The sequence below is a fragment of the Streptodolium elevatio genome (genome assembly GCF_040649515.1).
GTDB lineage: Bacteria > Actinomycetota > Actinomycetes > Streptomycetales > Streptomycetaceae > Yinghuangia > Yinghuangia elevatio.
In genome coordinates this window covers 1-15,749 of the sequence record NZ_JBEZFP010000187.1, presented here as the reverse complement: position 1 = coordinate 15,749, position 15,749 = coordinate 1, and the positions used below count along the sequence as shown (strand labels likewise).

Sequence of the window (15,749 nt, the reverse complement as noted above, 5' to 3'; positions counted from 1 at the left end):
GGCTGCTGGTGCACTGGAACGCCGAGGTCTACACCGACCTCGACGAGGTCAAGAAGAGCATGGACCACTCCGGCGCAGACCCGGTCGCGGAGTTCGGCTCCAGACACCCGGCGCCACAAGAACTGCCTCACAAGAACTGCCCCACAAGAACAGCCCCATGAGAACTGCCCCCACGAAATCCCGACGGAGCGTACGCATGCCCGCACATGACCACCTCGCCGCCCACCAGGTCGTCCACCGCTGGTGGTTCAACTACGACGAAGGCCACCTGGACGTCCTGGCCGGGCTGTTGGCCGAGGACTGCCACACGAGTTCCCGTACCGAGACCGGGCAGCACCCGCACGAGGAGTTCATCCGTTCGGACGCCCGTGGCCCCGAAGCGGTGCTGGCCTGGACGCGCGAGCACCGCAGGCACAGCCCGTACCCGCTGCGGCACAACGCCGCCAACGTGCATGTCACCGCTGAGCGGGGTGACGAAATCGACCTGGAGTCCTACCTGTTCGTGACCCAGATCGCCGGCCGGCGGCCGAGCACCCTGTCCAGCGGCATCGTGCACTTCACCCTAGTGCGGACCGACGCGGGCTACCTCGTCCGGCGCAAGGAAGTCGTCCTGGACTCCATCGAGTCCGCCCCGTTCCACGAGGTCGACTTCGTTGCGGACCGCCAGAAGAACTGGTGACCGGCGCCGGCCACTTCGGCGCCCGGCGAAGGCCGTACCCCCGCCCCACGACCAAGGAGTCCGCGTATGGGCAGCCAGCGACTTGACGGCAAGCGGGTGCTTGTCACCGGCGCCAGCCGGGGCATCGGCGCGGCCGTCGCGCACCGCGTCGCGGCGGAGGGCGCCGACGTGGCCATCGTGGCACGTACCGTCAACGCGCAAGACGCCTATTTGCCGGGCACGTTGGTCGACACCGCGGAGCGGCTGCGGGTGTTCGGCGGCGGTGTCGTCGTCGTCCAGGCCGATCTGGCCGACGAGGGCGACCGCGAACGCGTCGTGCGCGAGGCCGAACAGGGCCTCGGCGGCCCGATCGACGTCCTCGTCAACAACGCGGCCGTCGCGTTGTACGGGACCGTCGCCGACTACCAGGCCAAGCGCATGCGTCTGATGTACGAACTGAACTGCGTCGCACCCCTGCACCTCGCCCAGCAGGTCGTCCCGGCGATGGCCGAGCGCGGCGAAGGCTGGATCGTCAACGTGTCCAGCGGCACCGCCCGGCACTGGGACGGCCCGCCCTTCCAACTCGGCGGCACCGGGACCGGAACCACCGTGTACGGCGCCACCAAGGCCGCGCTCAACCGCGTCAACAACGGCCTGGCCGCCGAACTCCACGGCACCGGCGTCCGCGTCAACACCGTCGAGCCGCGCGCCGCGGTCATGAGCGAAGGCGCGCGCGACCTGGTCGGCGACATCGTCCGCCCCGACCAGATCGAGCCCATGGAGGCCATGGTCGAGGCCGTCCTCGCGCTGTGCGATTGCCCGGCCGACCACACCGGCAACACCCACATCAGTCTCGACCTCATCGCCGAACTCGGCCTGACCGTCCGCAATCTCGACGGCACACCGTCCTGACCGCGAATTCTTCGACCGAGCGCGCAACGCAACCCCTCCGGGCCGAGCGCGACAACCCGAACGGGAGAAGCACATGTTCGACCTGCACGGCAGGACCGCCCTGGTCACCGGAGCCGGCCAAGGAGTGGGCGCCGGAATAGCGGAACTCCTGGCCGCTCAAGGCGCGTTGGTGGCGGTGAACGACCTCGACGCCGCCCGCGCGGACGCCACGGTGAAGCACATCCGCGACGCGGGACACCAGGCGCGGGCGCTGGTGTTCGATGTGACCGACCCCGAGTCCGTCGCGGACGCCGTGCGGTCATTCGCTCACGACGCGGCGCCGGTCGACATCCTCGTCAACAACGCCGGCAACGCGGGCGCCGGAGCGTTCCGCCCCCGGCCCTTCCGGGAGACCGAGCCGCACGAGTGGCGGCGGTTCACCGAGGTGAACCTGTTCGGCGTGATGAACTGCGCCAAGGCGGTCCTCGACGGCATGGCCGACCGTCGGCACGGACGCATCATCACGATCGCCTCCGGATCCGGGGTGGTCGGACAGGCCATCGGCGTTTCGTTGTACGCCGCCGCGAAAGGCGGCGCCATCGCCTTCATGCGGCACCTGGCCATGGAGACCGCGGCCGACGGCATCACGGCCAACACCATCGCCCTCGGCATGATCGACCCGGCCGCCAGCGGCCGCGTCGCCGACCACACCCGCGAACTCGCCAAGCGCATCCCGGTCGGACGCATCGGCCTCCCCGACGACGCCGGGGCGCTCTGTGCGTACCTGGCCTCCGACCAGGCGGCGTGGATCACCGGCCAGACCCTGCACCTGAACGGCGGCTCGTACACGTCGTAGGCCAGGCAGCCGAGGCGTGGGCGGCTGTGGGGGTCTGCCTTGCCAGGAGGCCGACCCCCACAGGGGACGTACCGCGGCGTGCGGCCGTCAGCCGTAGCAGGCGCCGAAGGAGATGTTGACCTGGGTCGAGGCGATGCTGCGGCCCTGTTCCGAGGCGACGAACGCGGCGACCCTGCCCACGTCGGCCGTCGTCGCGGCGCGCTTGAACGGCGAGGCGTTGACGATGCCCTGCCTGGCCGCCTCCATCTCGGGGATGTCCGGGAAACTGTCGATGATGCCGCCGCTCAGCAGGGTGACGGTGCGGACGCCGTGCGGCGCCAGCTCGGCCGCCCACTGCCTGCGCAGCGACTCGATGGCGTCCATGCCGACCTGTACGTTGCCGAGGCCGGGGATGCTGTGCGCGGGGTCCGACCCGCCGAAGAACAGCAGTACGCCGGACTCCTGGTCGACCATGTGCCGGGCCGCGGCCTTCGTGGTGATCAGCTGCGTGGCCAGCGCATTGCCGATGGCCGCGACGAAGTCGGGCGTCGAGATGTCGGCCAGGGGCTGGAAGATGCCCTGCTGGCTGATGACGTTGACCGAGATGTCCACGCTGCCGGCCTTCTCCGCGACGGCGTCGATGTGGTCGTTCACCGCGGACGCGTCCATCGCGTCCACCACGGCTGTCTCGGCCTGGCCGCCCGCGGCGCGGATCCGGTCCGCGGCCGCTTCGAGGGTCGCCGGCGTCCGGCCCACCAGGAAGACCCGCGCACCCTCGGCGGCGAAGGCACCGGCCATCGCGCCGCCGACCGTACCGCCGCCACCGTAGATCACCGCGGTCTTGTTCTCCAGCAACATCGGTTGCTCCTTTCGTCACCGCAGAAGCTACGGCCGGGGCACACCGCTTCACATCGGTCACGTGACCGGCACGAAACCCACTCGTGGGACGGCCGGTTAAGTCATCCGAGCCCGAGCTGCGCCAGTTCCATCCGTCGGGTGACGCCCAGCTTCGGATAGGCGCGGTACAGGTGGTGGCCGATCGTCCGCGGGCTGAGGTACAGCTGCGCGCCGATCTCCTTGTTGCTCAGCCCGGTGGCCGCCAGTCGAACGACTTGCAGCTCCTGCGGCGTCAGGTCCTTCAGCGGGTCGTCGGCGATCGGTTGGAGGGTCGGGCGTTCCCCGAGCGCGGCGAGTTCGCCCGTCGCGCGTGCTTCCCACGGCGACGCGCTCAGCCGCTTGAACCCGGCCATGGCGGCGTCCAGTTCGGTCCGGGCCTCGCCGCGGCGTCGTCTGCGGCGGAGCCATTCGCCGTACAGCAACCGGGTCCTGGCCTGGTCGAACCGGCCGCCGTGCGCGGCGTGCAGGTCGAGCGCCGCCCGGTAGTGCTCCTCGGAGTCCTCGAGGACGGCCTGGCAGCGCCGGAGCAGCGCAGTCGCGCCCGGGCCGGCCACGTGCCCGGCCCACCGTTCGAACGCGGCGAACGGCTCGGCGACCCGGTCGGGGCCGCCGTCGCGGACCGCCGCCTCCACCAGATCCGGGACCGCTCGAATGAGGAAGTCGTACTTGGCCGGACCGGCACACACGGCGTGCAGCGCGTCGAACGCGGCGCCGTACCGTCCGGCGGCGAGGTCGAGCAGACCAAGGCCCCAGTACGTCCACGCGGTACCGACCGCGTGCCGGCCCGCGACGACCGGCAGCACCTCGGCGGCCAGTTCGCGGCATCGAGGTTCGTCGCCCGTCACCGCGGCCAGCCACACGGACGTCGCCCGCAACACCGCGACCTCCATGTCCATCCCGAACTCGGCGCTGAGCGACACCGCTTCCGCCAGGCAGGTCTGCGCCGTGAGGAAGTCACCGCGCAGCGCCTGGGCCGCCGCGACGATCTCCTGCGCGTACGGGATCCAGGTCAACGCGCCACTGGCCCGCACCTCGGCCAGCATCAGGTCCATCACGGCGACGGCCGTACGGTCCTCGGCCAGCATCAGAGCGCTGAACCCGGCGACGATCCGGTGCATGAGTTCCGCGTCCGGCGCGAGACCGACCGTGAGCATGGCGCGGAGCGGGCCGACGGCCTTCTCCGGCCTGCCGCTCAGCATGTCCCCCCAGCTGATCTGCGCGTCGGCGGACGCCCGCCGCGCGGATTCCGGCGGCAGCCGCAACGCACCCAACAACCGCCCGGCCTCGGCGATCAGCGGCAGCGCGCCCGCGTCGCGACCGGCGCAGACCATCTCGGTCACCATGACGAGCGCTCGTTCGGGGTCGCTGTCCACGACCAACCGCGCCGCCTCGGACGCGAGCGCGGCATCCGCTTCGGGGGACGTCCGCTCGTACTCGATCTGGCCGCGCAGCAACGTCGCCTCCGCGACCAGGCCCGGATCGGCGGTGAGGGAGGTGACTTCGACGGCCAGCCGCGCCGCGCGGTCGGGTTTGCCCGCGTCGTACGCGGCGGCCGCGGCCTTGGCGATGCGCCGCGCCTTGAGCCCGGGGTCCACGCTCAGCCGGCCGGCGCGGTCGTACGCCGCGGACACCGCCATGGCCCCGCCGCGCCGCTCCGCCCGCAGCGCGGTCCGTTCGAGCTCGGCGGCCACCGCCTCGTCCGGCTCGGTGGTCGCCGCCGCGAGGTGCCAGGCCCGGCGGTCGAGGACGTCCGGCTCGGTGAGTGCGCCGGCGAAGGCCCGATGGACCGCGATCCGCTGGTGGTGGGTGGCGCACTGGTAGGCCGCGGCCCGCACCAGCGGGTGCCGGAACGCCAGTTCCCCGTCCGCCACGTTGATCAGACCGGCGTGCTCGGCCGCCTCCAGGTCGGACGTGTCCGCACCGACCGCACGGGCGACGCGCAGCACCGTGTCCATCCCCGCGAACCGGTCGGCCGCGGCGACCAGCAGGATCGACCGGGACGCCGGGGGCAGGCCGACGATCTGTGCGCGGAAGGTCTCCTGCACCCGTTGCGTGACCGGCAACGGGCTGACCTGGTGGGCGGGTTCGGCGCGACCTTCGCGCTGCGCGGCCAGACGTGCCGCGCCGAGTTCGAGCAACGCGAGCGGGTTCCCGTTGGCCTCCTCCAGGACCCGTGCGCGCATCGGGGCGGTGAGTCCGGGACTGTGGCGGTCCAGCAGCCCGGCCGCGGCGTCCGACGACAGGCCCGGCAGCCGCAACTCCTCGATCCGGGCCGTCGGGAACGGTACGGGCGTGTCGCGGACCCCGAACAGCATCGCGACCGGGTCCGCCTGGAACCGCCGGGCGGCGAAGAGCAGCGCGTCCGACGAACCGCGGTCCAGCCACTGCGCGTCGTCGACCACGCACAGCAACGGCTTCTCCGCCGCCAACTCGGCCACCAGCGTCAGCGTCGCCGCGCCTATCAGGAAGGGGTTGCTCGCCGTGTCGTCGCTCAGCCCGAACGCCCCGCGCAGCGCGGCCGCCTGCGGGTCCGGCAGCAGGTCGAGGCGATCCAGGTACGGATACAGCAGCAGGTGCAGGGCGCCGAACGCCAACTCCGCCTCGGACTCGATGCCGACGCCGCGCAGCACCCGCATGCCGTCCGCCGCGGCCACGGCGTGGTCGAGCAGCGCCGACTTGCCGATCCCCGCCTCGCCCCGGATGACCAGCGTCGCGCTGCGACCGGTGGACGCCTGCCCCAGGATCCGCTCGACGTGGTCCCGCTCCGCATCCCGGCCGACCAACATGGCACCAGAGCCTAGTGCCGGGGGCGGACAGCCGCCGGTTGCCGACGGCTGCCCGGCAAGCTGACGTCCAGTCAATAGCCGTACACAATCGGGATGGTGGGGCTGCGCGGACGCCAACCGACCGGCATACTTCGGCAGTGCGCGAACACCTGGCTCTGCCCGACGAGGGCAAACCCGACGGCGTGCGGCCGTGGACGGCGTCCGGCGCGGACGCCTGGGCCGCGGTCCGGCCCCACTGGTTCTTGCGCGTGTGGTGGCCCGCGGCGGCGGTGGTCGCGGTCGGCTTCACCGTGCTGTCCACCGCGGTGCCGCAGAGCTGCGGTGCCGGCGGCCCGTGCGCGCCGGACACATCCGCGCCGGTGATGTTCGCACTCATGGTGGTGTACGTCGTATCGCTCGTCAGACTCCCATGGATGGCGACGCTCTGCGCACCCGCGCTCGCGATCGCAGCCGCGCTCACGGATCCGATGACAGACGAAGGCGCGTGGCGCTGGTGGCTTCTGGCCGGCGCGCTGCTGTGGGGGTTCGCGGCGCATACCGCCGCGCTGCTCGTGGCGCGGCGCCGCGGCCGGCTTTTTGCCGCCGACGGGCTGGACATCGCCGCCGTCCCGTCCGGTCGTTGGGACCGGAAGGCGTCCCTGCGTACGGCGGGACTCGCCGGCGTGCTCCTGACGGCGGCAGGGGTATCCGCCGCGGGCGGAGCCGCCGACCGACCGGATCGTGCCGACGCGGCAGTGGTGGCGCACGACAGCTCGCTCGTCGGCCGGGACGGACGCTTCGGCGCGTTCGTGGACCCGGACGTGGATCCGGACGTGGATCCGAACCCTTACCAGGAACCACCTCCTGCCGCGTTGGAGGATTGGTACCGACAACAGAACCAGGCGACGGAACAACGTGTTCAGATCACGGTCCTGGAAAGCGCGATCACGGCCGTGCCGCCGCAGCCCGGCGAGACGGACCGGCAGGACGGCGAACTGAACCAACGCGGTTTCACCTACGGGTGGCGCCTGACCGACATCTCGGCGGCGACCTGGTGGGGCATCCTGGCGGCGGGACCCGTGTTCGTGACCCTGGCCGGCGCACTCCTGGCACCGGCGCGCGCGGCTCGGTCGGCAAACGGCTCGGCGCCCGCGCGCCTTGTTCTCGTACGCGAACACCGCCCGGGGCGCACAATCGTGTACCCGGCCGACGACCGGTACGGCCGCACCCCTTTGTTCGTCTGCGACGTGCCCTCGCCGAGCGCGTCCGACCGCATGTGCGAAGCGGTCCTGTACGGAGTGCCCCGCCCCCGCGCGGCCGTGGCCCTGACCGTGCCGACCGCGGACGGCGGGACCCGAACCGGCATTGCCGCCACCGGGATCCGGCTGATCCGGCCCGCCGCACGCGCCCCCTACCGCCCCCGCCAACTGGACGTGACCGCGGCCCAGATGGCCCCGCGGGAGGCGGCGGTGGTGTGGCGCACCCGAACCGGCACCGTGGCCGGCGACGCCGACGGCATCCATCTGACCGCCGCTTGGGGACGCCGTACCGTCGCGTGGTCGGACGTTGCCGAAGTGTCCTACGTCGTCCGCACGTTGGTGGTCACGACCACCTCGGGCCGACGCGCGCTCCTCCCCGGGCAGAGCGAACTGGCCCATGTGGCAGCCGTCCTCGCCACCATGCACGCCAACCCGGACCTGCGCCCCACCGAACGGGACCGGCACGCCCCCGCGCCCCGCCTCCTGTGGCTCCTCCTCCTCGCAGCCCTGACGGCGCTGTCGGCGTACCTATTCCTGTAGTTCCCTCTCCGGTCACGGACGCAGGGCCGAACGGCGTCGCCAACCTCTTCTGCCGGCTGCCGGACATCACGCAGTCACGGTGTGGCGTGCGGCAGTTGGTCAGGCCGCGGCTTCGGTTCGGGCCTGGGCCTTCAACTGGGTGAGGTGTCGCCGGTACTCCTCTGGGGTGACGACCTTTGTCACGACGCGCATTTCGTGATGGCCGGCACCGCACAACTCCGCGCAGTGGCCGTCGTAATCGCCCACGACGTTCGGCGTGAACTCGAATTTGTTCGTCCGGCCGGGGACGAGGTCCAACTTGACCAGGAAGGCAGGTATGTAGAGCGAGTGGATCACGTCGGTGGACTTCATCTCCAACCGCACCGGCTGTCCCTGAGGCAGGTACAGCGTGGGGACGTCTCCGCTCGCCGCGGCGTCGTGGACCGCGCCGATCTGCCGGCCGGGACCCTCTTTGTAGGTGAACGCCCACTGCCACTGCGAGCCGACCACCTCGATGACGTTGACCGGCGCGGAGGCCGGATCGGGCGCTTCCGTGGTCGCCGGGCGCTTGGTCGTCGTTGTCGGGTCAGTGTCACCGGACGGCGTGCCGCCGGTGCGTGCGGCGTCCCGGACGCTGCCGGCCCCTGAGCCGTGGGCCCCGGCGGAGCACGCGGTCAGGAGCAGGGGCAGAGCCGCCAGGACCGCTGCCGTACGCAACCGCGCCCGCGACGCCCGTCCCGGCACATGCCGGCCCTTCGGCACCCGCCGCGCCCACTCCCGTTCACGATGGCCGCCCACTCGACACCCCGTCCGATCCGTTCCGCGAGACGCGGCGAACGTAGCAGCCGAGTGAACGAGGGCGTGTTCGCGGGGCCGCGGCTGACGACGCGGCCGGCCACCTCGCGTTCGGGAGCCGGGCGAGATCCGACTCCCGAAGGCGGACCGCGGCGCCGAGCGGCGTGTACCGTCGACGCCCATGACAGCACAGTCACCGGCGCAGGTTGTGCAGAGCTTGTTCCCGTTGCTTGCCGCGGGCGAAAGCGCGGAGGCGGCGGCGTTGTTCGCCGATTCGGTGTCGTTCTCGATCCCGCACCCTCCGGGCATCCCGTGGGTGCCGGAGGTCGACTCGGCGGCGGGTATGAAGACCTTCTTCGAGCTGCTGCAAACCCACGTGCAGGCCAAGGAGTTCGACCTCCACCACGTCATCGCCGACGGCGACCATGTGGTGCTCTTCGGACGCATGGTCTCCGAGGTCAAGAAGACCGGCCGCGACATCGACACCGCGTTCGCCCTGCACACCACGGTCGAGGACGGTCGGATCACCCGCTACCACCTCTACGAGGACACGTACGCCGTCGCCAGGGCGTACAACGACAACTGATCCCGCGACATCCCGCGACGTCCCGCGGCGGAACCGACGGTCGCGCCGAGTCGCGGGCAGTGATCTGCCGCGGGTTCGGCGCGGCCCGGCAGGACTCGCCGCGCGTCGGGTCGGGGATGCGGCAGGTCTGGGCTGACCGGCCGTCGGGGAACGCGCCTCGGCCGAACGGGTGTCCCCGGGGAGTGGCCGTGCCCCGAAAGGGGAGACGCACGGCATGCTTGGGTCGCCGTCTCCTCGAAGAGGCTCGCGTGTACGGTCCTCCGCTGTCGCACTCGTGGCCGCGAGCGCCCTGTTGCTGGGCGCCTGCTCGTCTGGCGGCATGGACAAGGACAAGCCCGCGCCGCCGACGGCGTGGAGCAACGTGATGGCGATGCTCGGGCCGGACGGCTCGGTGTCCGAGGACATGGCGATGTCCGCCTTCGCGACGGTGTTCGGGCCGGTGCCGGGAGGCCAGGTCCAGTCCGGGAGCCGCGAGGACCTCACCTCGGGCTCGGCCGCGCTGCGCTGGGTCTGGAAGTACTGGGACGGGCTCACCGAGGAACAGCACGAGGCGGTCAGCCGGCTGTCCGGCTGGGACGGGCCGCCTCAGCGGGAGGGTGGTGCCGCCGCCGCAACGGACCGGCGCCCGTCGGGGTCGGCGACGCCCACCGCATTGCGTACGGTCCGGCAGCCCTGCCCGGCTGCCGCGGTCACCGACGCCCCCGCCGTGACGGCGCGGCTGCGCGCTTGGTGGCCCAAGCTGGCCGCGAAGATCGGGGTCCCCGGCCAGGTGACGTTCCTGACCTGCCAGTTCTCCACGCCGGCACCGGTCGAGGAGGGGCAACCGCCGCCGCCGGCGAACGCCGCGGCCAGCAGCACGGGCACGGTCGACGAACGCGGCCCGTACTGCCGCATCAATTTCTACGCGCCGTACAACGCCCCGGACCGGGACGACGCGACGCGCGACGAGCTGATGATCCACGAACTGGCCCACTGCGCCGAGGGCATCATCCTCGGGAACCTCGCCGACTACGGCGCCCAGCCCCCGTGGGTGGCCGAGGGGCTTGCCGACTGGATGGCGGGCAAACTGTCCGGCCACTTCGCCTCGCGCAGCGCCCCCGGCAAGTGGACGGCGTACCTCACGCGGCAGAAGCGGCTCCTGACCGAGCACTCGTACGAGGGCCTCGGCTTCTGGTGGGAGCTGGACTTCCGCGGTGTGGACGTGTGGACGACGGGCCGGGCGGCTGTCGTGGCCTCGGCCAAGAACGGCGTGGCCCGGAACGAGGCCGCTTTCGCCGCGGCCCTGGGCGCTAAACGCCAACTGGTTCTGGAGGGCTGGCCCGCGAGCTACACCCGTGAGATCGCCCGCGACCCCGCCTGGGACATCGTCGGCATCGGCGTGACCGGCGACAGGGTCACCCTCAAGAACACTGTGGAGGTCGCGAGTTCGGGGCAACCGGTGCCTTTCGTCAGCCCCGCCTTCGACCCGAACCAGACGGCGCTGAACATCACCGCCGAAGTGCTGAGACTCTCGCACGGAGGCGGCGCACAGGTGTTCGGACGCTTCGGCCCCGGCACCATCGGCGACTACGTGCTCAGCGCGCATATGGGCACCATCTTCTGCACACTCGGCTCGGCTTGCGAGTGCCCGAAGGACACGCCGGGTGAGGGTACTTCGTTCGAACGGATCAATCGGGGGCGCGGTGTCGTCGCGGTGAGCGGCGGCGAGTACGCGGCGGCGGTGCGGATCACCGGCCAGACACTCGCCGACTTCTGCGGCAGGCCCAAGACCACGCCGCAGCCCCCGCAGCCCCCGCGGCCGCCGGGAGGCGGCGGCTCCGGCGCTCAGGGCCCGCGCGGTGGCAGCACCGGCGATCCGCACCTGGTCACCTTCGACCGGCGGCACTACGACTTCCAGGCGGCCGGGGAGTTCACCCTCGCGGCGTCGCAGGACGACGACTTGCGCGTCCAGGTCCGGCAACTGCCCTTCCCGGGCTGGCCCGACGTGACCGCCAACTCGGCGGTCGCCGCCCAGGTCGCGGGCCATCGGGTCAGCCTCACCCTCGACCGGTTCCCCGGCGCCGTCACGGTCCGCGTCGACGGCCGGCCGGTCACGCCCGGCGCGCAGCCGGCCCCGCTGCCCGGTGGAGGGACGCTCACCCGCACCGGTGGCGGCGACCACGAGCAGTACACGGTGCTCTGGCCGGACGAGACATCGCTCCGAGCCGAATCGATCGGCGGCTACGGATTCCAGGTCCACATGGCCCTCGCCGAAGCCCGCAAAGGCCGGATGCAGGGCCTGCTCGGCAACGCCGACGGAAGCAGGGCAAACGACCTCGACATGGGCGGAGGGCGGGTGCTGAAGGCATCGTCGGCGTACGCACCACTGCCGTTCGACGACCTGTACCAGACGTACGCCGACCACTGGCGGATCCAGCAGGGGCAGTCGCTCTTCGAGTACGGGCCCGGCCAGTCGACCGCGACGTTCACAGACCGCTCGTTCCCGCGCCGCCCGACCGACGCGGCCACCGTGCCCAACCACGACGCGGCCCGCGACCAATGCCTCGCAGCGGGCGTCGTGGCGCCTGAGACCCTGTCCGGGTGCACCCTCGACGTCGCGCTCACCGGCCGCGCCGAGTTCGCCGAAGCCGCCGCGGACCAGCAGCAGTTCCTTGCCGAGACACCCGACACCGGCATGCCGGAGCCGGAGCCGGTCGAGCCGCCCGAAACCACCGCGCGCCTGGGCCCCTTCTCCGGGGACGCCACTTGCGCCACGGCCACGACGTGGGTCGCCCGTTGCGACGGGACACTCACCGCGGCCCTGCCCACCGCGACCATCCGCTTCTCGGTGGAGGGCTTCAAGAAGATGATGTTCGCGGCCGAACCCTCCGCCGACTGCCGGGTGCGCTTCGCGGTCTTCGACGAGAGCGACGACACGCCGCTCCTCGACGCCGCCTCGATCTGCGAAGTCCCGAACACCGAGATCGACATCGAGCAGGAGACCTACACCATCCGCCTGAGCACCACTGATCCGGCGGCCGCCCTCGGGTACGCGTTCCTCATCGGCGGCACAGCCTGATCCCGCACCGCCGGGCGCCCAGCGTGTTCAGGTGCCGCCGGGTGCGCCGACGAACTGGGCGCCGATTTCCGCCAGGCGCTCGGCCGCGTAAGACGCGTCGAGCAGTGCCTCGGGGGTGTGGACGCCCGGCGGTACGGCCTCGCCACGCAGCCCGAGCAGCCGCTCGACACCGAGGGCGATGCCCAGCGCGGTCAGCGGTCGCTGCCCTTCCGGATGGACGAGGTAGCGGTGCAAGCTGCGCGGTTCCCCTCCTGGGCCGGTTCCCTCGACGTCGATCCGCAGCTCGACGGAGGCGGGGCCGCCGCGGCGCCGGCCCGCGGACTCGCCGACGGCGAAGTCGAAGCGGACGTTCGGCGCTCCCGTGGCGAGGGCAATGCTGGGCACGTCGAGGATGGCGATGCTCTGGCCGGGTACGCGGACCCCGTCGCTACTCGGCACATCCGTCCGTGCGTCGGGCTCGGCGACCCAGGTGAACACGCCGTCACGGCGTACCAGTCCGGCCGAGGTGGCGGTGGCCCAACGCGCCAGGTCCGCCAGCCCCGCGGGACCGCCGGCATCCAGTTCGTCCAGGACCGCGCCGATCCGGACCGTGTCGATCCGCTCGAACTCCCTGGTGGCGTGCAGCGTCGCCAGAACACCGATGCCCGCGCAGAAGTGGCTCGCCACCAAGACCGCTGAGGCGCTGGGCCGTTGAGCACTCGCGACGATCTCCGGTGCGATGTCCACCAGGCCGCTGGAGATGCTCAGGTACGGCAGCCCGCGCTCCTGCGCGTACCGCAGCCCCCGCAACTGGTGGTCCCACAGTGCGGCGACAACCGCCGTGTGTTCCGCGTCGGCCGGGAGGCCGAGGTCCGCGCGCCGCAGGTCGACGGTCGCGGCGGTGGCCGCGCCGAGTTCGTCCGCGACCCGCTGCGCGCGGCCGAGGTCCCGGCCCGCGATCGTCAGCGGCAGTTCCGGGTGCCATCGGCGCAGCACGGCGGCGGCGCCCGCCCCCGCCTGCCCCGAACCTCCCAGGATCAGAACCGAATTGAGCTGTCCCATGGTGGGTCTCCTTCGCGAGCACTAACCTACATTTTGTAACCTACGTTTTGTAACATAGCCTGGAGTACGACAGCAAGGCCGGGAAGCGACAACAAGGGAGGGCCATGGCGACCACACCGACCCGCCTGTCCAAATCGGCCAGACGGGAGCAGTTGCTCGACACCGCGGTGGCGATCGTGCGCACCCAGGGAGCCGACGGGCTCACGCTGGTGACCCTCGCCGAGGCCGCGGGCGTCAGCAGGCCGATCGTGTACGACCACTTCGGCACCCGCCCGGGACTGCTGCTCGCGCTTTACCGGCGCCTCGACGAACGCCACCGGGCCTCGGTCACCCGGGCGCTGCAAGACGCCGCGCCCGGTGTCGAGGAGGTCGCCCGCGTCATCAGCGCCGCGTACTTCGCCTGCGCCACCGACATGCCGGAGCTCAACGCCGTTTCCGCGGCGCTCAAGGGCAATCCGGACATGGAGGCGGGCGGACTGGAGATGACCGACACCTACGTGGACCTGATGGCCGCCGCGCTGCGGCCGTACGCGCACCTCGAGCCCGACGCGTTGCGGCTGTGCTGTGCCGGCGTGCTGGGTGCGGCCGATGCACTCGCCGCCGAACTGAACCGCGGGCGGGCCTCCGTGGACGACGTGGTCACCGCGCTGGTCGGCCTGATCGTGGGCGGCCTCAAGACCGGGACCGTCAGCTAGGCCGCGCGTCGAGCCTCTCGGGAACCGGCGGCATGCGACGATCGTCAGGCCGGGCGGCGACGCTCCGCGTGACGCCGACCGTCGGCTGCCCGATCCCACCCCAGGAGACCCCCGCGACGCACGTCTCCGGCGAAGGCACCGACAGCACCGAGCGCGGCCGGCGGATGTGGGCCCGCGTCAAGGGCCGCACCGAGATCGCGCTGCTCGTGATTCCCTTCCACGGCTACATGTTCCGGCCCGGCTTCATCCTGGTGTCCAACGGCGAGGAATCCCAGACGCCGCCTAACCGGCGGCTGTATCCCGTCTTCGCGCGCCTGTATCCGCTGATCCGCCGCCTCGCGCCGAACAAGGTCACCAGTACGGAGAGCATCGGCCCGGCGATGCTCGCGGTGGCCGGTCGGGCGGAGCGGGGGAGCACATCCTGAGCAGCCCCGACATCAACCGCCCGGCGGCGTCCGACGGCACGAAGGCGGCCTGAGGCTCGCCGCACGACGCCTGCCGTATGACGTTCACCCGGCCTGCCGCGCCCACCCAGCCTGATGCTGACCCCGCCTGACGCTCACCCGCCTGACGGCCGCCGGGCGCTCAGGCGCTCGTGGGCGGAAGGTCGCCGAGGGCGTCCCGTAGTGCCGCTCGGGAGCTGATGCCGAGCTTGGGGAAGAGGTGGTAAAGGTGGGTGCTCACCGTACGCGGCGAGAGGTACAGCCTCTCGCCGATCTGCTTGTTCGTCAGGCCCGCGGCGGCGAGCGCGGCGATCTCGCGCTCCTGCGGGGTCAGCGTGGCGCCGGCGCCGGGGCCGGGGACAGGAACCGCGCGAGCGGTGGGCGTACCGCTCGCCCAGAGTTGGGCCACGGCCTCACCGACACGGCCGCGGTGGGGATTGTGGCCGCGATCGCGGCGCTGTTGTGGTCGGCCCGGGTGGCACCGGGGCGCTCGACGGGTGACGGCGGTTGATCTCCGCGTTGAGTTCGGGGCTGGGGCGGTTCACATGCGGGCTGTCAGGCGGGCGAAGACCACGACGTTGCCGCTGTAGCCGCGTTTGCTGTCGAAGGTTCCACCGCAGGTGATGATCCGCAGTTCGGGGTGACCGGTCCCGCCGTACACGCGTTCGACGGGGAAGCTCCGCTTGGCGAAGACCTGGATGCCGTAGATGGTGAAGACCGCCATCACGCCGTCCGCACGCAGCACGCGGATCGTGTCGCCCTTGCGCAGGCTGCCGGCCTTGTAGAAGACCGCCGGGCCGGTCTTGACGTCCACGTGTCCGACGACCACCGATGTGCCTTCGGCCCCCGGCGCCGGCGAACCTTCGTACCAGGCGGCGAGGTTGCGGTCGTCGACGTTGGGGGCGGCCACGCTGCCGTCGGGGTTCAGGCCGGTCAGGCCGACCGGCGCGTCGATGCGCACGTACGGCACGACGATGCGGGTCGGCGGTGAGGCCGGGAGCGGCGGGATTGGGCGCGGTGTCGGATCGGCCGCCGCATCGGCGGGGTGCGCCGTGGCGGAGGCCACCGAATCCTTCGCGTCCGGCCGTGCCGCGCCCGCCGGTTGCGGTGGGCCGCCGCTCGGCGTGAAGCCGTCGACGGCCAGGACGATGCCCGAGACGAACGCGATCAGGACGCAGGCGGCGCGCAGCAGCCGTCCGCGACGGGTGAGACGCACCGGCCGCATGCCACGCTGCCGTGCGGGGCGCGGGTGTGCGGGGCTACGGCCGCGGTCGGCCGAGTACCGGGAGGCCGCCCGATGGTCGGAC

General features: G+C 72.0%; 13 protein-coding genes and 1 pseudogene. 8 read left to right on the top strand and 6 right to left on the bottom strand.

What is annotated here, in order from left to right; all coding sequences use genetic code 11:
* The first annotated feature begins 196 nt into the window (after window positions 1–196).
* From AB0C36_RS39755 to AB0C36_RS39745, 3 genes are all read left to right on the top strand, one after another.
* On the top strand, window positions 197–679 hold the full coding sequence (locus AB0C36_RS39755) for a nuclear transport factor 2 family protein (protein WP_358363827.1): 483 nt from the start codon (window positions 197–199) through the stop codon (window positions 677–679).
* Between the two features lie 66 nt (window positions 680–745).
* The gene (locus AB0C36_RS39750) at window positions 746–1,570 is read left to right on the top strand and encodes an SDR family NAD(P)-dependent oxidoreductase (RefSeq protein WP_358363825.1); all 825 of its coding nucleotides are present in this window, start codon (window positions 746–748) and stop codon (window positions 1,568–1,570) included.
* Between the two features lie 73 nt (window positions 1,571–1,643).
* Window positions 1,644–2,405: an SDR family NAD(P)-dependent oxidoreductase gene (locus AB0C36_RS39745; protein WP_358363824.1), complete on the top strand. Its 762-nt coding sequence runs from the start codon at window positions 1,644–1,646 to the stop codon at window positions 2,403–2,405.
* An 87-nt stretch (window positions 2,406–2,492) separates the two neighbouring features.
* On the opposite strand, the gene AB0C36_RS39740 is transcribed toward AB0C36_RS39745, so the two are convergent.
* Together AB0C36_RS39740 and AB0C36_RS39735 are read right to left on the bottom strand one after the other, a co-directional pair.
* Window positions 2,493–3,242: an SDR family NAD(P)-dependent oxidoreductase gene (locus AB0C36_RS39740; RefSeq protein WP_358363823.1), complete on the bottom strand. Its 750-nt coding sequence runs from the start codon at window positions 3,240–3,242 to the stop codon at window positions 2,493–2,495.
* Window positions 3,243–3,343: 101 nt separating this feature from the next.
* Window positions 3,344–6,067: an ATP-binding protein gene (locus AB0C36_RS39735; RefSeq protein ID WP_358363822.1), complete on the bottom strand. Its 2,724-nt coding sequence runs from the start codon at window positions 6,065–6,067 to the stop codon at window positions 3,344–3,346.
* Window positions 6,068–6,204: 137 nt separating this feature from the next.
* On the opposite strand from AB0C36_RS39735, the gene AB0C36_RS39730 reads away from it, so the two are divergent.
* Entirely contained in the window at window positions 6,205–7,845 is a 1,641-nt protein-coding gene (locus AB0C36_RS39730) for a hypothetical protein (protein ID WP_358363820.1), read from the top strand.
* A gap of 99 nt (window positions 7,846–7,944) precedes the next feature.
* Here AB0C36_RS39730 and AB0C36_RS39725 read toward each other — a convergent pair whose 3' ends face one another.
* Window positions 7,945–8,568 (bottom strand): cytochrome c oxidase subunit II, encoded by a 624-nt coding sequence (locus AB0C36_RS39725; RefSeq protein ID WP_358363818.1) that lies wholly within the window; start codon window positions 8,566–8,568, stop codon window positions 7,945–7,947.
* A 232-nt stretch (window positions 8,569–8,800) separates the two neighbouring features.
* Here AB0C36_RS39725 and AB0C36_RS39720 point away from each other — a divergent pair, with 232 nt between their 5' ends.
* Together AB0C36_RS39720 and AB0C36_RS39715 are read left to right on the top strand one after the other, a co-directional pair.
* A complete protein-coding gene (locus tag AB0C36_RS39720) occupies window positions 8,801–9,205 on the top strand; it encodes a nuclear transport factor 2 family protein (RefSeq protein ID WP_358363817.1) in 405 nt (134 codons plus the stop codon).
* A gap of 319 nt (window positions 9,206–9,524) precedes the next feature.
* Complete coding sequence (locus AB0C36_RS39715; protein WP_358363815.1) at window positions 9,525–12,263, top strand: VWD domain-containing protein; 2,739 nt, start codon at window positions 9,525–9,527, stop codon at window positions 12,261–12,263.
* Window positions 12,264–12,290: 27 nt separating this feature from the next.
* Here AB0C36_RS39715 and AB0C36_RS39710 read toward each other — a convergent pair whose 3' ends face one another.
* Window positions 12,291–13,304 carry a saccharopine dehydrogenase family protein gene (locus AB0C36_RS39710; RefSeq protein ID WP_358363813.1) on the bottom strand — a complete coding sequence of 338 codons (1,014 nt, stop codon included), beginning with the start codon at window positions 13,302–13,304 and terminating at the stop codon, window positions 12,291–12,293.
* Between the two features lie 104 nt (window positions 13,305–13,408).
* On the opposite strand from AB0C36_RS39710, the gene AB0C36_RS39705 reads away from it, so the two are divergent.
* Together AB0C36_RS39705 and AB0C36_RS39700 are read left to right on the top strand one after the other, a co-directional pair.
* A complete protein-coding gene (locus AB0C36_RS39705) occupies window positions 13,409–13,999 on the top strand; it encodes a TetR/AcrR family transcriptional regulator (protein ID WP_358363811.1) in 591 nt (196 codons plus the stop codon).
* Window positions 14,000–14,031: 32 nt separating this feature from the next.
* A complete protein-coding gene (locus AB0C36_RS39700; RefSeq protein ID WP_358363809.1) occupies window positions 14,032–14,424 on the top strand; it encodes a hypothetical protein in 393 nt (130 codons plus the stop codon).
* A 160-nt stretch (window positions 14,425–14,584) separates the two neighbouring features.
* Here the strand turns inward: AB0C36_RS39700 and AB0C36_RS39695 are convergent.
* Window positions 14,585–14,854: pseudogene (locus AB0C36_RS39695) on the bottom strand (helix-turn-helix domain-containing protein); the annotation flags it as partial.
* Window positions 14,855–14,983: 129 nt separating this feature from the next.
* Window positions 14,984–15,658 carry a class F sortase gene (locus AB0C36_RS39690; RefSeq protein ID WP_358363808.1) on the bottom strand — a complete coding sequence of 225 codons (675 nt, stop codon included), beginning with the start codon at window positions 15,656–15,658 and terminating at the stop codon, window positions 14,984–14,986.
* Window positions 15,659–15,749 lie beyond the last annotated feature (91 nt).